Origin of the sequence: Pseudarthrobacter sp. S6, assembly GCF_050156575.1 — a bacterium.
Classification (GTDB): domain Bacteria; phylum Actinomycetota; class Actinomycetes; order Actinomycetales; family Micrococcaceae; genus Arthrobacter.
In genome coordinates, this window is sequence record NZ_CP189581.1 from 3,189,302 (window position 1) to 3,202,475 (window position 13,174).

Consider the following 13,174-nt stretch of genomic DNA (forward strand, 5'->3'; position numbering starts at 1 on the left):
GGGCAACAGCCTGAGGCCCGCCGCGCCAGCGCTGGGAAGGAGAAGCCATGACATTGATCCGCAGGGTCGCTTTACTCTCCCTCCACACCTCCCCGATGGAACAGCCCGGCTCCGGCGACGCCGGCGGGATGAACGTCTACATCCGGGAGCTGGCCTCCGCGCTCGCCGAGACCGGCGTGCAAGTGGAGATCTTCACGCGCTCCACCTCAGCCAAGCAGGCCGCCGTCGAACATCCCTTCCCCGGCGTGTGCGTCCACAACGTGCTGGCCGGCCCACCGCGGAAGATCCCCAAGGAAGAACTGCCGGCGCTGCTCCACAGCATGGTGGCCGAGATCGACCAGATCCGGCAGCGCCAGCCGCACGGCCGCTACGACGTCATCCATTCGCACTATTGGGTGTCCGGGATCGCCGGACTGGAGCTCTCGGAACTTTGGGGCGTGCCGCTCGTCCACACCATGCACACCATGGCCAAGGTCAAGAACCTCCTGCTGGAGTCCGGCGAACAGCCCGAGCCGCGGCGGCGTGAGGAGGGCGAGCACCGGATCGTCGACGGCGCCGCCCGCCTGATTGCCAACACCACGGCCGAAGCCGAAGAGCTGGTGTCCCACTACGGTGCAGATTACGACCGTATCGATGTGGCGCCGCCGGGCGTGGACCTCAGCACCTTCACACCCGCGTTCCGCCCGCGGTCCCGGGCCGAACACGGTGTTTCGCCGGAGACGTTCCACCTGGTCTTCGCCGGCCGGATCCAGCGGCTGAAGGGCCCGCAGATCCTGCTCAAGGCGGCTGCCCTGCTTCGCGCCCGGCGGCCCGGGATCGATCTGCGGCTCACCATCCTGGGTGCCCTCAGCGGCAACAAGGACTTCAACCTCCGGCACCTGATCTCGGAGTCCGGAATGGACGACGTCGTCACGCACCTTCCCCCTGTCAGCGCGTCTGACCTGGCGTCCTGGTTCCGGGCGGCTGACGTTGTGGTGATGCCTTCCTACAGCGAATCGTTCGGGCTGGTGGCCATCGAGGCGCAGGCCTGCGGGACCCCCGTGGTGGGCACCCGGGTGGGCGGACTGTCCCGCGCCATCTGCCATGGCCGGACCGGGCTGCTGGTGGACGGGCACCACGCCTCGGACTGGGCGGACGCGCTTGAAGCCATGTACGACGATCCGGACACCCGCGCCGACATGGGGCGGGCCGCGGCAATCCGCGCGGAGAACCTGGGGTGGAACCGCACTGCCGCGATCACGCTCGAGACTTACCACGCCGCCGTCGAACAGCAGCTGGCCAGCGGGCTGATCCCGGCGGTTCCGGCACCCTAAGCGGTGGTCAGCCGCCGTCTGCCTTTAGTACCCGGCCCCCAACAAAAGGACAAGGATGTCTGAACAAAATTCCCTCAGCGACCTCAAGATCGCACGGCAGGCACCGATGAGGCCCATCGAGGAGATTGCAGCTGCCGCGGGCATCAACGCCGCCGCTCTGGAACTTTACGGGCGGTACAAGGCGAAGGTTGATCCGGCGTTGTTGACTGCGCCGGCGCCCGCCGGAAAGGTGGTACTCGTCTCTGCGATGTCGCCGACGCCCGCCGGCGAGGGGAAATCCACCACCACGGTGGGGCTCGCCGATTCGCTGGCCCGGGCCGGGCACAAGGTGATGATCGCGCTGCGGGAACCCTCGCTGGGCCCGATCCTGGGAATGAAGGGCGGCGCCACTGGCGGCGGCTACTCCCAGGTGCTGCCGATGGACGAGATTAACCTGCACTTCACCGGTGATTTCCATGCCGTGACGTCTGCGAACAATGCCCTGATGGCGCTCGTGGACAACCACATCTACCAGGGCAACGAGCTGAACATCGACCCTCGGCGGATGACGTTCAAGCGGGTCCTGGACATGAATGACAGGTCGCTCCGCGAGGTCATCATTGGCCTGGGCGGTCCCACCCAAGGTGTGCCCCGGCAGGACGGCTTCGACATCACCGTGGCTTCGGAGATCATGGCGGTTTTCTGCCTGGCCACCAGCCTGGCCGACCTCCGCGAGCGCTTGGGCCGGATCACGTTCGGCTACACGTACTCCCGCGTTCCGGTCACCGTGGCGGACCTCGGCGTCCAGGGCGCCCTGACCCTGCTCCTGAAGGAAGCCATCAAGCCCAACCTGGTGCAGACCATTGCCGACACTCCCGCACTGGTGCACGGCGGGCCGTTCGCCAACATCGCGCACGGGTGCAACTCGCTGATTGCCACCCAGACGGCCCGGCGGCTCGCGGACATCGTGGTCACCGAGGCCGGCTTCGGCGCAGACCTGGGCGCGGAGAAGTACATGGACATCAAGGCGCGGATCGCTGACGTGGCGCCGTCCGCCGTCGTGGTTGTAGCCACTGTCCGAGCGCTCAAGATGCACGGCGGCGTGCCCAAAGACCGGCTGACGGAACCCGACCTTGAGGCGCTGCAGGCCGGCGTCGCGAATCTTCGGCGGCACGTGCACAACGTGGAGAAGTTCGGGGTGGCACCGGTGGTGGCCATCAACAGGTTCTCGTCCGACACGGAAGAGGAGCTGGACTGGCTCTTGGAGTGGTGCGCGGCGGAGGGGGTCCAGGCTGCGGTGGCGGATGTGTGGGGCCGGGGCGGCGGTGGCGACGGCGGCGACGAGCTGGCCGCGAAGGTCGCCGCCGCGGTTGCTGGGCCGAACAGCTTCCGGCATCTGTATCCCTTGGACCTGCCCGTGGAGGAGAAGATCCGGACCATTGCGCAGGAGATCTACGGCGCGGACGGGGTGGACTTCTCCCTCCCCGCCCTGAAGCGCCTGACGGACATAGAAAAGAACGGCTGGTCCGGGCTTCCCGTCTGCATGGCCAAGACCCAGTATTCCTTCACCGACGACGCCTCCCGGCTGGGGGCTCCCAAGGGCTTCACCGTGCACGTCCGGGACCTGATCCCCAAGACCGGCGCGGGTTTCATCGTGGCACTGACCGGTGCGGTCATGACGATGCCCGGCCTCCCCGCCGCACCCGCCGCCATGCGTATGGACGTGGACGACGCCGGCAACCCGGTAGGCCTCTCCTGACCCACGTTGCTCTATCACTTTGAGCTCTTATTCCGGGGCCAGAGTGACCAAAAGTGATAGAGCAACGGGAGCTGTGGATAACTTCTGCGGGAGAGATTGGCTTCGGGCGACAATGGTGCGCATGCGACCCTCCGCACCTCTGCCGTTCAGCCTTTCGTCCGCTCCGTTCACAATCCATGAGGCGCGGGCTGCCAGCCTGAGCAGCGGAAGACTTCGTTCCTCCGACCTCGCGTCCGCCGGACGGTTGCTGTATCTGCCCACGGGCTGGGACTTTGAAATCCGGGGCCTTGCCAGGGCACTCTCCGCTGCCACTCCGGGCGCCTGGATCTCGCACCCGACGGCCGCCGTCGTGCTTGGGCTCTGGCTTCCTACCTGGTTCCGCGACTGCCGGGAACTCCATCTGAGCAAGCCCAGGAACCTGCCACCGGTGCGGCGCGAAGGCGTGGTCGGCCATACCGTCCTTGCCTTTGATGGGGAGATCATGATGCTGGACGGGATGCGGATCTCCACGCCAGCCCGCACCTGGCTTGACCTTGCCAACCTCGTGCCGCTGGAGGACCTCGTGGCTGTGGGTGACCAACTGATCCGTCTGCCTCGGCCCGGCTTCGAAGATCGCGCGGAGCCTTGGTCAACCCTTCCGGAGCTGGAAGAAATGCTGAAGAGGCACCCGAAGCTCAAGGGCATCGTGAAAGCAAGGGCAGCTGTCGAGCTCATCCGTCCCGGTGCAGATTCCGCGCCTGAGACGTTCCTGCGCCTCGCATTAACTGCCGCGGGCCTGCCGGAGCCAGAACTGCAACTACGGATTGTGAAGGCCGACCCGTATTCGCCGGCGGCAGACCTGGGCTACCGCGCCCATCGGATCGCCATCCAGTACGACGGCGGCCATCACCTGACCCGCGAGCAGCAGTCGCGCGACAATCGCCGCGACGAAACGTTCAATGCCGCTGGCTGGAGGTACTTCAAATTCAACGCGGACGATCTGGCCCACGGCTTCCACCGCGCGGTCAATCAGGTCCGGCTTGCACTCAAGTCCCCTTAAACGCCTGTTGCCCTATCAGTTGCAGTCGCCAAACCATAGATTTGGGGACCACAACTGATAGAGCAACGAGAGGGTGGAGAGCGTTTAGCGCTCCAGGTCTCCGCGGATGAAGGCCTCGACCTTTTCACGGGCGAGGTCGTCGTTGAACTGCTCGGGCGGGGACTTCATGAAGTAGCTCGAGGCGGAGAGCAGCGGGCCGCCGATGCCGCGGTCCAGGCCGATCTTGGCGGCGCGGATGGCATCGATGATCACGCCGGCGGAGTTGGGTGAGTCCCAGACTTCCAGCTTGTATTCCAGCGACACGGGGGCATCACCGAAGTTGCGGCCTTCGAGGCGGACGAAGGCCCACTTGCGGTCATCGAGCCACTGGACGTAGTCAGACGGACCGATGTGGACGTTGCGCGGTGCAATTTCAGCTTCAACGTTGGACGTCACCGCCTGGGTCTTGGAGATCTTCTTGGACTCAAGGCGGTCGCGCTCCAGCATGTTCTTGAAGTCCATGTTGCCGCCGACGTTCAGCTGGTACGTGCGGTCCAGGGTGACGCCGCGGTCTTCGAAGAGCTTGGCCATCACGCGGTGCGTGATGGTTGCACCGATCTGGCTCTTGATGTCATCGCCAACGATCGGGACGCCGGCGGCGGTGAACTTGTCGGCCCATTCCTTGGTGCCGGCGATGAACACGGGGAGGGCGTTGACGAACGCCACGCCGGCGTCGATGGCAGCCTGCGCGTAGAAGTGTGCAGCATCCTCGGAACCAACCGGGAGGTAGCACACCATAACGTCTGCCTTGGATTCGCGGAGCGCGGCGACGATGTCAACGGGCTCTTCGGCGGACTGTTCGATGGTCTCGAGGTAGTACTTGCCGAGGCCGTCGAGGGTGTGGCCGCGCTGGACGGTCACACCTGTGGGGGGCACGTCGGCGATTTTGATGGTGTTGTTCTCGCTGGCCAGGATGGCGTCGGCGAGGTCCACGCCCACTTTCTTGCCGTCAACATCAAAAGCGGCAACAAACTGGACATCGTTGACGTGGTACTTGCCGAACTCTACGTGCATCAGACCCGGGATCGTGGCCTGGGGATCGGCGTCACGGTAATACTGCACGCCCTGGACGAGCGAGGCGGCGCAGTTACCTACACCAACGATGGCAACACGAATCGGATTTGCAGACACGGAACTCCTTTGAAGAAAACTTCAGCCGCCAGGACGGTCAGTACCGGAAAGGTACGACGGCGGCACGCTGGCAGTGCGCCATTCGGCGCCATTTCATCTTACCCAACCAAAAGGGGGCCGGGATTGTTCCCGGCCCCCTTCGGTCGAAGCGTTACGTGGTTACTTTTGCTTCCACAGGTTGATGTCCGACTCAACGGCGAACTCATCGATGGCATCAACCTCGTCGGCGGTGAAGTCCAGGTTGTTGATGGCGGACAGGGTGTCTTCCAACTGCCGGACGCTGGATGCGCCAACGAGCGCTGAGGTCACGGACGAGCCCTTGCCCTGCTCGCGCAGAATCCAGCCGATCGCCATCTGAGCCAGGGTTTGGCCCCGGCCCTCGGCGATCCGGTTGAGCCCGCGCACGCGGTCCAGGTTTTCTGGAGTGATCATGGCTTGGTCCAGGGACTTGTGCTGCGCTGCCCGGGAATCTGCGGGCACGCCGTTGAGGTAGCGGCCTGTGAGCATCCCCTGGGCCAGCGGCGAGAAGGCGATACAGCCGGCGCCCACCTGCTCCAGCGCGTCGTAGAGGTTGGGGCTGCCGTTCTCGGTCCAGCGGTTCAGCATGGAGTAGCTGGGCTGGTGGATCAGCAACGGCGTACCGAGTTCCTTCAGGATCCGGGCCGCTTCGAGGGTCTGGGCCGGAGTGTAGGAGGAGATGCCGGCGTACAGGGCCTTGCCCGAGCGGACTGCGTGGTCCAGGGCGCCCATGGTTTCTTCCATCGGCGTTTCCGGGTCCGGACGGTGGCTGTAGAAGATGTCCACGTAGTCCAGGCCCATGCGCTCCAGGGACTGGTCCAAGCTGGCCAGCAGGTACTTGCGGGAGCCAAAGTTGCCGTAGGGTCCCGGCCACATGTCGTAGCCGGCCTTGCTGGAGATGATGAGTTCGTCGCGGTACGGCTTGAAGTCGTCCTTGAAGTGGCGGCCGAAGTTGGTTTCGGCGGCGCCGTAGGGCGGACCGTAGTTGTTCGCGAGGTCGAAGTGGGTGACGCCCAGATCGAAGGCTCGGCGCAGGATAGCGCGCTGCGCTTCGAAGGGCTTGTCGTCGCCGAAGTTGTGCCAGAGGCCCAGGGAAATGGCTGGCAGTTTCAGTCCGCTGCGTCCGACGCGGCGGTAGGGCATGGTGTCGTAGCGGTTCTCCGCAGCGATGTAAGTCATAGTGACTATCCTGCCAGCCCCGTCTCACATAACAGCACAAAAGCGAACTATTAAGCCCGGGGCCACCATCAGCCGCCGCATCATCGCCCGGATGCCGTGAATCCGGAGTTCGAGCGTGGCAGGAAGCGTACTCTTCCGTGGGTCACCCATGACGGCCTCCATCGCCCGTACACCACCGAGCCGCCCATCACGGCTGGTCCGTACGCGCAAAGTACGCCCGGGTCACTCCAGTGCCTAGGTTAACTCGAGGCTACTTCTGCCCCAGCAGTAAGAACCGCCCCGCTGTGCGCCGCCAGCACGAACGAATCGCCGTGGAACAGGGTGTCCTCGTCCGTCGACAGCAGCACCGAGCCGCCCAAACCGTCCAGCCGCACCGGCGATGCCGAGAAGTTCAGCAGCACTTCCATCGACCCGCGCCGGAAGCGCAACCAGCCGGCGTCGTCGTCGAACGTCACGTCCGTTTCCTCGAACCCCAGCCCGGCTAGTTCGGGGTGAGCCCGCCGCAGCGCCGTCAGCGAACGGTAGAGGGACAGGAGCCGCGCGTGGTCACCCTCAGCGGCCTCCGCCCAGTTGAGTTTGGAGCGCCGGAACGTTTCGGGATCCTGTGGATCGGGGACGACGGCGGGATCCCACCCCATGCGTTCGAACTCGCGGATTCTGCCCTCCGCCGTCGCCTTGCCCAGCTCCGGTTCGGGGTGCGAGGTGAAGAACTGCCAAGGGGTAGAGGCCCCGAACTCCTCGCCCATAAACAGCATGGGCGTAAACGGCGCGGTCAGCGTCAGCACTGCGGCTACGGCCAGCGGGCCGTACGGGAGGGACTGGGACAGCCTGTCGCCGATGGCACGGTTGCCGATCTGGTCGTGGTTCTGGCTGCAGACCACCAGGGCCGCGGGGTGGACCAGTGAGGTGTCGATGGGCCGGCCGTGGTGGCGTCCGCGGAAGCTGGAGTAGCTGCCGTCGTGCAGGAAGCCATCCTTGAGGACCTTGGCCAGCACGCCGACGGAAGCGAAGTCGCCGTAATACCCTGCGGTCTCGCCGCTGACATTGACGTGCACCGCATGGTGGAAGTCGTCGCTCCATTGCCCGGCAAGACCGAAGCCGTTGGAATCGCGGGGATAGATCAGCCGCGGATTGTTCAGGTCCGATTCGGCGATGAGGGTCTTGGGAAGCCCTGTCTCCGTGGAGATGGCATCGCCCAGCGCGCCGAACTCCTCCAGGAGGTGCACGGCCCGCTCATCGCGGAGTGCGTGAACGGCATCCAGTCGCAGCCCGTCCACGTGATAGTCGCGCAGCCACAGGGCCGCGTTGTCCAGGATGTATTCACGGACGACGTCGGAGCCCGGGCCGTCGAGGTTGACCGAATCGCCCCACGTGTTGGCGTCCCCCTGTTTGAGGTAGGGGCCGAATTTGGGCAAGTAGTTGCCGCTGGGGCCCAGGTGGTTGTAGACCACGTCCTGGATGACGCCCAGTCCGGCGGCGTGGGCGGCGTCCACAAAGCGCTGGTAGGCCGCAGGCCCGCCGTAGCCTTCGTGGACCGCGAACCACTGGACACCGTCGTAACCCCAGTTGTGGGTGCCGTTGAATCCGTTGACCGGCAGCAGCTCCACAAAGTCGATGCCGAGGTCCGCGAGGTATCCGAGCTTATCCGCGGCGGCGTCCAATGTTCCTTCGGGGGTGAAGGTTCCCACGTGAAGTTCGTAGATGACCGAACCGCGCAGTTCCTTGCCCTGCCAGCCGGCGTCCTGCCAGGCGTAGGAGGCTGGATCGTAGGTGCGGGACAGGGCATGGACGCCGTCCGGGAGGCGGCGGGACCGGGGGTCCGGCAGTGGATGCGTCTCGCCGTCGAGCAGGTAGCCGTAGTCCACGTCTGAGTCCGCCGGCGCGTCCGGCGCGGACCACCAGCCATCTGCACCAGGGGCTCCCGCCACCTGCTTCATGGGGTACTGCTGCCCGTTGGCGAGCAGCGAAACGGCCGAGGCATCCGGGGCCCAGACATCGAACCGGCCGGAACCGTTGTGCGTCAGGCTCATGCGTTGCCTCCGTTCACGGGCGCCAGCAGCGCCACAGGGTAAGGCCGGAGAATGTCGGCCACCGGCACCGGGCCTGGGCCGTGCGTCCGTCCTGTAAGTGCGTCGCACATGGCCGTGGAAAGTTCGACGACGGTATCCCGCCAACCGCCGGCGCGTTCCAGTCCGCAGGGAAGCCGAGTTGCCAGAGTCAGGGCGCCAGGTGTGGCGCCTCTGCCGGTGCTGTCCTCCCCGCGGTCGAACGCCACCACGTGGTCAGCGGCCGGGCCGGAAGCAAGAACGGGCCGGTAGCCCTGGAACAGTTCGGGCCGGTCCCGGCGGAGCCGGAGCGCCCGGGAGGTCACCAGCAGTTTGGTTACTTCGTCCCGGAAGTCGGCCGGAAGCGTACCCGCGTCCAACGCAGCCAAGGCGGTTTCGCGCCGTTCGAAGTCGACGGCCCGACGGTTGTCCGGGTCGGCCAGGGAGCGGTCGTGGAATTCGGTGCCCTGGTAAACGTCCGGTACCCCGGGCATGGTCAGCTGGAGCAGCTTCAGGGACAACGAATTGGTTGCGGCAAAGGCAGCCGTCCGGGCGACGAAGTCCTCGATCACGGTGGTGACCCGGTCGTCGTCGAACGCAGCATTCACAGCTGCCGTGACCCGTGATTCGAAGTTCTCGTCTGGATCTGTCCACGTGGTGGAGTTGGCTGCCTCCCGGGCAGCTTTCTCGGCGTAGGCCTGCAGCCGTTCCCGCGACGCCGGCCACGCACCGATGACCGCCTGCCACAGCAGGGTCTCGAACGGACCGTCGGGCACCGGGGCGAGCCCGCGAAGAGCGTCCAGGGTTCCTGCCCACTCCTCCGGCAGCTCAGCGATCACGGAGATCCGTGCCCGCGTGTCCTCGCTGCGCTTGGTGTCGTGCGTGGTCAGCGTGGTCATGGACAGCGGCAGGGACTCTTGGCGCTCGGCCATCCGCCGGTGGAACTCTTCCGGGGCGAGCGAGAAGTGGGACGGGTCCGCTCCCACTTCCGTCAGCGTCCCCAGCCGGTTGTAGCGGTAGAAGGCCGTGTCCTCAACACCCTTGGCCATCACCATGCCGGACGTCTGCTGGAACCGCAGGCCCAGTTCAGTCTCGGGCTTCAGCAGGAGGGGAAGCAGAGCGTCCAGCGTGTCGGAAAGGTCAGGACGCTGGCGAGCAGCAGCCGCGCAGGCTTCGCGCAGCACATCCTCACCCGTGGGCAGGTAGGTGCGGTACACGGGGAAAGCCGCGATGACCTGGGCCAGGGCATCCGCCGAGGCCTCCGCGGACAGGTCAGCGGACAGGTCAGCAGACAGCCCGGCGTCAGCATGGACCAGGCGGGCCAGCCGCAGGATCTCGGACCGCAGCATGCCATCAGCCACGGCACGCTTGGTCCCCAGGATCATGCCCGCATAGTCGGCAGGCTCCCCGGAACGGAGCTGTGCATCCAACGCGTTCAGAGCAGCCTCGCCGGCCGGCGCCACCAGCAGCCGGTCCAGGTCGGCCAGGGCGTCATAGCCGGTGGTGCCCTCGCAGGCGAATTCCGTCGGGAGCTCCTCCCCCGGCTCCAGGATCTTCTCCACCAGGACGTACGCTCCGCCGCTGAGGTCCTTGAGCCACCGAAGATACCCGGCGGGATCCGCCAGGCCGTCCGGGTGGTCCACGCGCAGCCCGTCAACCAGGCCGGCATCGAACCACCGCTTCACCTCTGTGTGGGCCTGGTCGAAGACCCAGGGGTTCTCAACCCGGATACCCGCCAAGGTGTTGACCGCGAAGAACCGCCGGTAATTCAGCTCATTGTCCGCCCGGCGCCAGGAGACGAGTTCGTAATGCTGCCGCTCATGCACAGCCCGCGGAGAGTCGCCGTCGGAGAATGAACCTGCGGCCAACGGAAAGCGGTGGCCGTAATAGTGGAGCTCGCCATCGGCAACCTCCAGCACATCAAGGTCGTCATCGCTGCCCAGGACGGGGATCCGGATCCGGCCAGCACCAAAGTCCCAGTCGACGTCGAACGCTTCCGCGTACGGCGAGCCGCGCCCTTCCTGCAACAGCGACCACCACCACGGGTTCTGCGCCGGCGAGGCCACACCCACATGGTTGGGGACAATGTCCACAAGCACGCCCATGCCATGTTCCCGCGCGGCAGCAGAAAGCGCCAGCAGTCCTTCCGGGCCGCCCCGCTCCGGATCCACCGACGACGGATCCGTCACGTCATAGCCGTGATCGGATCCTTGTTCCGCCGTCAGGATCGGAGACAGGTAGACCCAATCCACACCCAGTGATTTCAGGTACGGAACCGTTTCGGCAGCATCGAAAAGCGTGAAGCTGCTCCGGATCTGGAGCCGGTAGGTGGACGCCGGAACCTTCACTTTGCGGTGTCCTTCCGGTCCCCGACTTTCGTGGTTCTACCCGGGTCGGCCACCACGGGCGCGCTCAGCGACTCGGTCTCGCTGGTGGACGTCTGGGTCAGCGCGGCCAACGATGCAGCTACGGAGTGGTCCGGCTCGACGTCAGGAACACTGTGGGCGCGGAGGACCACCAGGGACTTTGCGTCCACAGGCAGGGCTTCCCCGGCCTTGACCGGCTCGGTGTCCGCATTGTGGCCGGCGGTATCGATGATAATGTCCCAGGCCGGCGCATACTCATCGGCCGGAAGGGTGAAATTCACCATGTCATCGTGGGCGTTGAAGTACAGCAGGAAGTTCACGTCCGTTATTCGGCGGCCGCGGACATCCTTGCCCTGGATGCCGTCGCCGTTGAGGAACACTCCTACCGAGCGGCCGAAGCCGCTGTCCCAGTCCTCCGGCTTCATGGTGTTACCTTCCACGTCAAGCCATACGATGTCCGGCAAGCGCTCACCTTCGCCTCTGCGGACGGGGCGGCCGTCGAAGAACCTGCTTCGGCGGAACGTGGGGTGCTTGGCACGGAGCGCGTTGACTGCTGCCGTGAATTCGACCAGCGGCTGGTCGATGTTCTCCCAGTTGATCCAGGTCAGTTCGGAGTCCTGGCAATAGCCATTGTTGTTGCCCTGCTGGGTTCGGCCCATCTCGTCGCCGTGCAGCAGCATGGGAACGCCCTGGGACAGCAGCAGCGAAGCGATGAAGTTCCGCTGCTGGCGGGCGCGCAGACCGAGGACGGCGGGATCGTCGGTGGGACCCTCGGCCCCGCAGTTCCACGACCGGTTGTGGGACTCGCCGTCGTTGTTGTCCTCGCCGTTGGCGTCGTTGCGCTTTTCGTTGTAGGACACCAGGTCTGCCAGCGTGAAGCCGTCATGGGCGGTGACAAAGTTGATTGACGCTACGGGACGGCGGCCCGAATGCTCGTAGAGGTCGGCCGAACCGGTGATGCGCGAAGCGAACTCGCCCAGCGTGGCGGGTTCACCGCGCCAGAAGTCCCGGACCGTGTCTCGGTATTTGCCGTTCCATTCTGTCCACTGCGGCGGGAAGTTACCCACCTGGTAGCCGCCTGGACCCACATCCCAGGGCTCGGCGATGAGCTTGACCTGGGACACCACCGGGTCCTGCTGGATGAGTTCGAAGAACGTGGAGAGCTTGTCCACATCGTAGAACTCGCGCGCCAGGGTGGAGGCGAGGTCGAAACGGAAGCCATCCACGTGCATTTCGGTGACCCAGTACCGCAGCGAATCCATGAGCAGTTGCAGCGAGTGCGGCTGGCGTACGTTGAGCGAGTTGCCGGTGCCTGTGTAGTCCATGTAGTGCTTCTCGTCGCCCTCCATCAACCGGTAGTAGGAAGGGTTGTCGATGCCCTTGAAGGAGAGCGTGGGCCCCAGGTGGTTGCCTTCGGCGGTGTGGTTGTAGACCACATCCAGGATGACTTCGATGCCTGCCTTGTGGAGCGCGCGGACCATGGCCTTGAAGTCCTGGACCTGCTGGCCGGTGTCACCGGTGGAGCTGTAAGTGTTCTGGGGTGCGAAGAAGCCGATGGTGTTGTAGCCCCAGTAGTTGTTCAGGCCCTGGTCCTGCAGCGTCCCGTCGTTGACGAACTGGTGCACGGGCATGAGTTCGATGGCAGTGATGCCGAGCTTCTGCAGGTGTGAGATCACTGACGGGTGCGCGACGCCGGCGTAGGTGCCGCGTTGTTCCTCGGGAATCTCGGGGTGGAGCTGGGTGAGGCCCTTGACGTGGGCCTCGTAGATAACCGACTTGTGGTACGGGACCCGCAGGTTCTGGTCGCCATCCCAGTCGAAGAACGGGTTGATGACCACGCCCATCATCATGTGCGAAGCGGAGTCCTCGTTGTTGACCGAGTCAGGCTCGCCCAGGTTGTAGGAGAAGAGTGACGGATCCCAGTCCACCTGGCCGTGCACAGCCTTGGCGTAGGGGTCCAACAGCAGTTTGTTCGGGTTGAAGCGGCTGCCGGAATCCGGGTCGTAGGGACCGTACACGCGGTAACCGTACTTCTGGCCTGGCTGGACCTGAGGGACGTAGCAGTGCCATACATAGCCGTCCACTTCGTCGACCCTGTACCGCGATTCCACGCCGTCCTCATCAAAGAGGCACAGCTCCACCTTCTCGGCGTGTTCGCTGAACAGCGCGAAGTTCGTGCCGGTCCCGTCAAAAGTGGCGCCAAGCGGATAAGCCGATCCGGGCCAGATTTCCATGCGTGCTCCTCATCGTTGTTCGACAGCCGGTGTGTGGACACAAAACCGCCCCTGCCGGTACAAAACCTATGC

At 65.2% G+C, this 13,174-nt stretch carries 8 protein-coding genes; 3 read left to right on the forward strand and 5 right to left on the reverse strand.

Annotated features, from left to right (window positions below; all coding sequences use genetic code 11):
- Window positions 1–47 precede the first annotated feature (47 nt).
- The 3 genes from mshA (at window position 48) to ACQCS0_RS15180 (ending at window position 4,090) form a co-directional block, all read left to right on the forward strand.
- Window positions 48–1,313 carry a D-inositol-3-phosphate glycosyltransferase gene (gene mshA, locus ACQCS0_RS15170; RefSeq protein ID WP_354153363.1) on the forward strand — a complete coding sequence of 422 codons (1,266 nt, stop codon included), beginning with the start codon at window positions 48–50 and terminating at the stop codon, window positions 1,311–1,313.
- A gap of 55 nt (window positions 1,314–1,368) precedes the next feature.
- A complete protein-coding gene (locus ACQCS0_RS15175; RefSeq protein WP_354153362.1) occupies window positions 1,369–3,051 on the forward strand; it encodes a formate--tetrahydrofolate ligase in 1,683 nt (560 codons plus the stop codon).
- Window positions 3,052–3,172: 121 nt separating this feature from the next.
- Window positions 3,173–4,090 carry a DUF559 domain-containing protein gene (locus ACQCS0_RS15180; RefSeq protein WP_354153361.1) on the forward strand — a complete coding sequence of 306 codons (918 nt, stop codon included), beginning with the start codon at window positions 3,173–3,175 and terminating at the stop codon, window positions 4,088–4,090.
- Window positions 4,091–4,174: 84 nt separating this feature from the next.
- Here ACQCS0_RS15180 and ACQCS0_RS15185 read toward each other — a convergent pair whose 3' ends face one another.
- The 5 genes from ACQCS0_RS15185 to glgX all read right to left on the reverse strand — a co-directional run bounded on the left by ACQCS0_RS15185 (window position 4,175) and on the right by glgX (window position 13,102).
- Window positions 4,175–5,260, reverse strand: coding sequence for an inositol-3-phosphate synthase (locus ACQCS0_RS15185; RefSeq protein WP_354153360.1), 1,086 nt, complete (start codon window positions 5,258–5,260; stop codon window positions 4,175–4,177).
- 159 nt (window positions 5,261–5,419) lie between these two features.
- The gene (gene mgrA / locus ACQCS0_RS15190; protein ID WP_354224589.1) at window positions 5,420–6,457 is read right to left on the reverse strand and encodes an L-glyceraldehyde 3-phosphate reductase; all 1,038 of its coding nucleotides are present in this window, start codon (window positions 6,455–6,457) and stop codon (window positions 5,420–5,422) included.
- Window positions 6,458–6,696: 239 nt separating this feature from the next.
- On the reverse strand, window positions 6,697–8,487 hold the full coding sequence (gene treZ / locus ACQCS0_RS15195) for a malto-oligosyltrehalose trehalohydrolase (RefSeq protein ID WP_426939808.1): 1,791 nt from the start codon (window positions 8,485–8,487) through the stop codon (window positions 6,697–6,699).
- Complete coding sequence (treY, locus tag ACQCS0_RS15200; protein ID WP_426939809.1) at window positions 8,484–10,850, reverse strand: malto-oligosyltrehalose synthase; 2,367 nt, start codon at window positions 10,848–10,850, stop codon at window positions 8,484–8,486. Before treY ends, treZ begins: the two co-directional genes overlap by 4 nt.
- A complete protein-coding gene (glgX, locus tag ACQCS0_RS15205; protein ID WP_426939810.1) occupies window positions 10,847–13,102 on the reverse strand; it encodes a glycogen debranching protein GlgX in 2,256 nt (751 codons plus the stop codon). The genes treY and glgX overlap by 4 nt, the downstream gene beginning before the upstream one ends.
- Window positions 13,103–13,174: the final 72 nt, after the last annotated feature.

Bases quoted from the DNA above. Each gene is read 5' to 3' on its own strand.
- mshA (WP_354153363.1), top strand. From the start codon at position 48: ATGACATTGATCCGCAGGGTCGCTTTACTCTCCCTCCACACCTCCCCG.
- ACQCS0_RS15175 (WP_354153362.1), top strand. From the start codon at position 1,369: ATGTCTGAACAAAATTCCCTCAGCGACCTCAAGATCGCACGGCAGGCA.
- ACQCS0_RS15180 (WP_354153361.1), top strand. From the start codon at position 3,173: ATGCGACCCTCCGCACCTCTGCCGTTCAGCCTTTCGTCCGCTCCGTTC.
- mgrA (WP_354224589.1), bottom strand. From the start codon at position 6,457: ATGACTTACATCGCTGCGGAGAACCGCTACGACACCATGCCCTACCGC.
- treZ (WP_426939808.1), bottom strand. From the start codon at position 8,487: ATGAGCCTGACGCACAACGGTTCCGGCCGGTTCGATGTCTGGGCCCCG.
- glgX (WP_426939810.1), bottom strand. From the start codon at position 13,102: ATGGAAATCTGGCCCGGATCGGCTTATCCGCTTGGCGCCACTTTTGAC.